The following is a 3,971-nucleotide window of genomic DNA, read 5'->3' as shown; positions in this document are numbered from 1 at the left end:
AGGCGCGGCAGGTCCTCCGGCCGGTGCTGCCCGTCCCCGTCCAGGGTCGCGACATAGTCCGCCCCGCGCGCCAGCGCCGCGCGCATGCCGCGCCGCAGCGCCGCACCCTTGCCCTCATTCGCCGGGGCCGCGACGACCTCCGCCCCCGCGGCGGCGGCAATCGCGCCCGTGCCGTCGGTGGAGCCGTCGTCCACGACCAGCAGCGGCGTGCCCGGCATGGCGTCCAGCACCCGCGCGACCAGCGGGCCGATCGTCTCCGCTTCCTGGAAGGCGGGCATGACGACCACGAGGCTGCCAGGGTCCGGGGCGGGCGACGGGGCGGGGCGCGTCGGAAAGGTTGCCTCGGTCACGGTGTTCCGGGTGGAATGGGCCACCACCTTACCGACTGCCGAGATCGGGACCTAGCGACCATGCCGCTCGATTCCAGCACCGCCCTGCAGGGGGAGACCAGCTGCGACGTTCTCGTCGTCGGCGGCGGCCCCGCGGGCGCGACCGCCGCCGCGATCCTGGCCGAGAAGGGGCGCCGCGTCGTCCTGCTCGAGAAGGACCGCCACCCGCGCTTCCATATCGGCGAAAGCCTGCTGCCGCTGAACTTGCGGCTGTTCGAGCGCCTGGGCGTGCAGGAGGAAATCGCGGCGATTGGCGTCTACAAGCCTGGCGGACGCTTCGTCTCGGACGAGCACGGCAAGCACGCCAGCTTCTCCTTCGCCGCCGGGCTGAACCAGGACTACACTTATTCCTACCAGGTGCGGCGCAGCCAGTTCGACGAGATCCTGTTCGGCCGCGCCCGCGCGCTCGGCGCCGACGCGCGCGAAGGGATGCGCGTGCTGGACGTCGCGCTCGACGCTGCGGTCGGACACCGCGTGACGGCGCGCGACGAGGCGGGCACGATGCACGCCTTCCGCGCGCGCTACGTGATCGACGCCTCGGGCCGCGACACCTTCCTCGCCACCGCCATGGGCAGCAAGGCGCGCAACCCGCACAACAACACCGCCGCGATCTACGGCCACTTCAAGGGCGTCATGCCCTTCGAGGAGACCGAGGACGGCAGCATCACCATCCATCTCTTCGACCATGGCTGGTTCTGGATGATCCCGCTGCCCGACGGCGTGACGAGCGTGGGCGTCGTCAGCAATCCGGGCTTCTTCAAGCGCCGGCGGGGGGAGGTGCGGGACTTCTTCCTCGAGACGCTGTGCTCCGTCCCGTCGGTCGCGCGCCGCATCGCGGATGCGGAGCTGGTGTCGGAGGTGACGACGACCGGCAACTACTCCTACGCGTCGAAGGTCATGCACGGCGATGGCTGGCTGATGGCGGGCGACGCCTATGCCTTCATCGACCCGGTGTTCTCCTCGGGCGTGCTGCTGGCCATGGCGAGTGCCGAGATGGGCGCGGAGGTCGCCGACACCTGGCTCGACGACCCGGCGCGCGCCGCGCGCATGGCGCGCGCCTTCGAACGCCGGGTGAAGCGCGCGATCCGCTCGCTCTCCTGGCTGATCTACCGCATCAACACGCCGGTGCTGCGCGACATGTTCATGGAGCCGCGCAACCGCTTCCGGATGCGGGAGGGGCTGGTCAGCCTGCTGTCGGGCGACGTGCACGCCAACGCAAACCGGCAATTGCCCGTGCTCGCCTTCAAGGCGGCCTACCATGCGCTGAACCTCGCCTACCGCTTCGGCTACCGGCTGCGGCCGGAAGGGCTGGTGCGCATGCGCCGCCCCGAGCCCGCGGTCACACCGAGGGTTGCTGGCTGATCACGCGTTCCAGGTTCTCGATCCAGCCATTGTAGTTCTTGTGGATGCTGGTGCCGTCGTAGCCCAGGTTGCTGCTGTCGGCGTAGATGATTGAGAAGACCTCCTGGTTGTAGGTGATCTCGACCACCGCGACATGCGTGCGCAGGTTGAGCGTCGCGCGGATCACCCCAGGGCGGACCACATCCGTCTGCCAGCCGAGGCCGCCCGCGGCGCGCTGGATCTGAATGGTCCGGTGCTCGAGCGAACCCGGATTCCGGAACGGCCGCTGGCTGACATTGTAGATCGGGCGCGTGCAGCCCGCGAGGCTGGCGGCCACGACCACCATCGGCATCGATCCGATCAGGAACCTGCGCTTCATGGATCCTCCTCGCGTCTCTCTCATCCCCGGAACGATCGAAGGCGCCCGGGCGAGCCGGACCCTAATATCCACCCGACCCGACCCGGATTGAGGCAGGTCAACCGATCCGCGCAAGCCAGGCCCTCCGGCGCAGCAGCCGCGCCAAGGTCCTGCCGGTGACATACCAATGCACCATGAAGCCTTCCGCCAGCAGCCGCGGAAGTTCGACCCGGAAGACATCCTCCGCCGCCGCCGGCGTGGGCGACAGGCCGAGGCCGCGGGCCATCCGGAGCGCGCGATGCATGTGCAGGCGGCTCGTCACCAGCGCTTCCCCCGCGGCGGGGCCATGCACGGCACGATGGTTCGCGAGGTTCTCCAGCGTGTGGCGCGACCGCGTCTCCATCCCGATCCGCCTCGGCGCGATCCCGCCCGCCACCAGCCAGTCGCGCCCGACCTCCGCTTCCGCCGGCGCGCCTGGACTGGTCCGCCCGCCGAGCACAAGGAGCTCCGCGCCGGGCGCAGCGCGCGCCAGTTCCGCCGCGCGCGCGAGACGCGCGACGAAGACGGGCGAGGGCGCCCCGTCCTCCAGCCGATGTCCGAGCACGAGGATGCGCGGCGGCGGCGTGGGTGGGGCTGTTCCCGCCGCGCGCGCGGTGCGCAGCACGGCAATCGTCCCCGCCAGCGGCGCGAGCCCCGCGGTCAGCGCCGCGACGACCAGCGCCGCGACGAGCGTGATAGCCCCGTCATGCCCGAGGAAGGGCGGCGGCGCCTCCGTGCTCACGCCGCGAGCCAGGCGCGCGCGGCGGCCTCCGCGCCCGAGGGCAGCGGCGCGGCGCGGTCGTTCACCCAGGCCGTGATGTCGCGCGCCACGCGCTCGCCCTGCGTGTCGCGCAGCAGCATGTGATAGCCATTGGCGTAGAAGCCGACGCGCTGCCGCCCGCGATCCGGCAGCGCGGCAAGCAACCCGCGCGTCGGCGCCGCCGGTACCAGCCGGTCCCGCCCGCCATACAGCAGCAGCGCCGGCGCGCGGAAGCGTGGCGCCGATGCCACCGCCGCATCCATCAGGTCCACAAGCCCGGCAATGGCATCGACGCGCGTGTCGCGGATCAGCAGCGGATCGCGCGACCAGCGCTGCCAGGCGGCGATATTGTCGGTCGGCTGGAAGCCCGGCGCCGAATTCTGGAAGCCCATCATCGGCACCACCGACACGAGCAGGTCGAGCATGTTGCGCGCGAGCCAGCCGAGCGCGGCGCGCCCCACCACGGCGGGCGCCAGCAGCACATAGCCGTCCGCCGGCGGCGGTGCCGCGGAGGCGCCGGCGACGAGCAGCACAGCACCGCCCATGCTTTCGCCCATCATGATGAGCGGCAGGCCGGGATGGCGTTCGCGGATCAGGCGCGCGGCCTCCGCGGCATCGGCCGACATCGTCTCGTGGCCTGCCCAGATGCCGCGGTTGGGCGTGGCGCCGAAGCCGCGCTGGTCATAGGCGTAGAGCGCGACACCCTCCTGCGTGAACCAGGGCGCGGCATCCTCCGCGAAGGCGCGGGCATGCTCGTTCATGCCGTGCAGCCCGACCACGACGGCGCGCGGCGGGCTCGGCGGCAGCCAGCGATGCAGCGGCAGGCGGACGCCGTCTGGCATGACAAGCGCATCCGGGGCGAGCATGGGGGCGGTGACGGCGGGGCCCATGGGGGCGCGGGCGGGGGCGCAGGAGGCGAGGGCCAGCAAGGGCAGTAAGCGGGGGGGGAGGAGAACCTCCCCCGGACCCCCTCCCTTCTTTGTCTCTTGGGACCTGAGCTCGGAGGCCGGTGCCCACGTGCCAGGAAAGGTTGAGGGGGGGAGCGGGCGCCCATCGCCGTTGCCGTGCAACGGCGATGGAACCC

The 3,971-nt window shown here is 71.9% G+C and carries 5 protein-coding genes; 1 reads left to right on the top strand and 4 read right to left on the bottom strand.

Annotation, left to right across the window (positions count from 1 at the left end):
• Positions 1-374: glycosyltransferase family 2 protein (locus tag HW577_RS22080; protein ID WP_198378271.1), on the bottom strand; the 374-nt coding region annotated here is incomplete at its 3' end.
• Between the two features lie 36 nt (positions 375-410).
• Here HW577_RS22080 and HW577_RS22075 point away from each other — a divergent pair.
• Positions 411-1,751 carry an NAD(P)/FAD-dependent oxidoreductase gene (locus HW577_RS22075; protein WP_198378270.1) on the top strand — a complete coding sequence of 447 codons (1,341 nt, stop codon included), beginning with the start codon at positions 411-413 and terminating at the stop codon, positions 1,749-1,751.
• Here HW577_RS22075 and HW577_RS22070 read toward each other — a convergent pair.
• From HW577_RS22070 to HW577_RS22060, 3 genes are all read right to left on the bottom strand, one after another.
• Positions 1,729-2,109: a hypothetical protein gene (locus HW577_RS22070; protein WP_198378269.1), complete on the bottom strand. Its 381-nt coding sequence runs from the start codon at positions 2,107-2,109 to the stop codon at positions 1,729-1,731. The genes HW577_RS22075 and HW577_RS22070 overlap by 23 nt on opposite strands.
• Positions 2,110-2,206: 97 nt before the next feature.
• A complete protein-coding gene (locus HW577_RS22065; protein WP_198378268.1) occupies positions 2,207-2,869 on the bottom strand; it encodes a YdcF family protein in 663 nt (220 codons plus the stop codon).
• Positions 2,866-3,729, bottom strand: coding sequence for an alpha/beta fold hydrolase (locus tag HW577_RS22060; protein ID WP_198378267.1), 864 nt, complete (start codon positions 3,727-3,729; stop codon positions 2,866-2,868). Before HW577_RS22060 ends, HW577_RS22065 begins: the two co-directional genes overlap by 4 nt.
• Between the last annotated feature and the right edge of the window lie 242 nt (positions 3,730-3,971).

The organism is Neoroseomonas rubea (genome assembly GCF_016106015.1).
In the GTDB taxonomy this organism is placed as follows: Bacteria; Pseudomonadota; Alphaproteobacteria; order Acetobacterales; family Acetobacteraceae; genus Neoroseomonas; species Neoroseomonas rubea.
This window is presented reverse-complemented; position numbering and strand designations above follow the sequence as displayed.

Coding starts and splice junctions, on each gene's coding strand:
- HW577_RS22070 (WP_198378269.1), bottom strand. CDS start 2,109: ATGAAGCGCAGGTTCCTGATCGGATCGATGCCGATGGTGGTCGTGGCC.
- HW577_RS22060 (WP_198378267.1), bottom strand. CDS start 3,729: ATGCCAGACGGCGTCCGCCTGCCGCTGCATCGCTGGCTGCCGCCGAGC.
- HW577_RS22075 (WP_198378270.1), top strand. CDS start 411: ATGCCGCTCGATTCCAGCACCGCCCTGCAGGGGGAGACCAGCTGCGAC.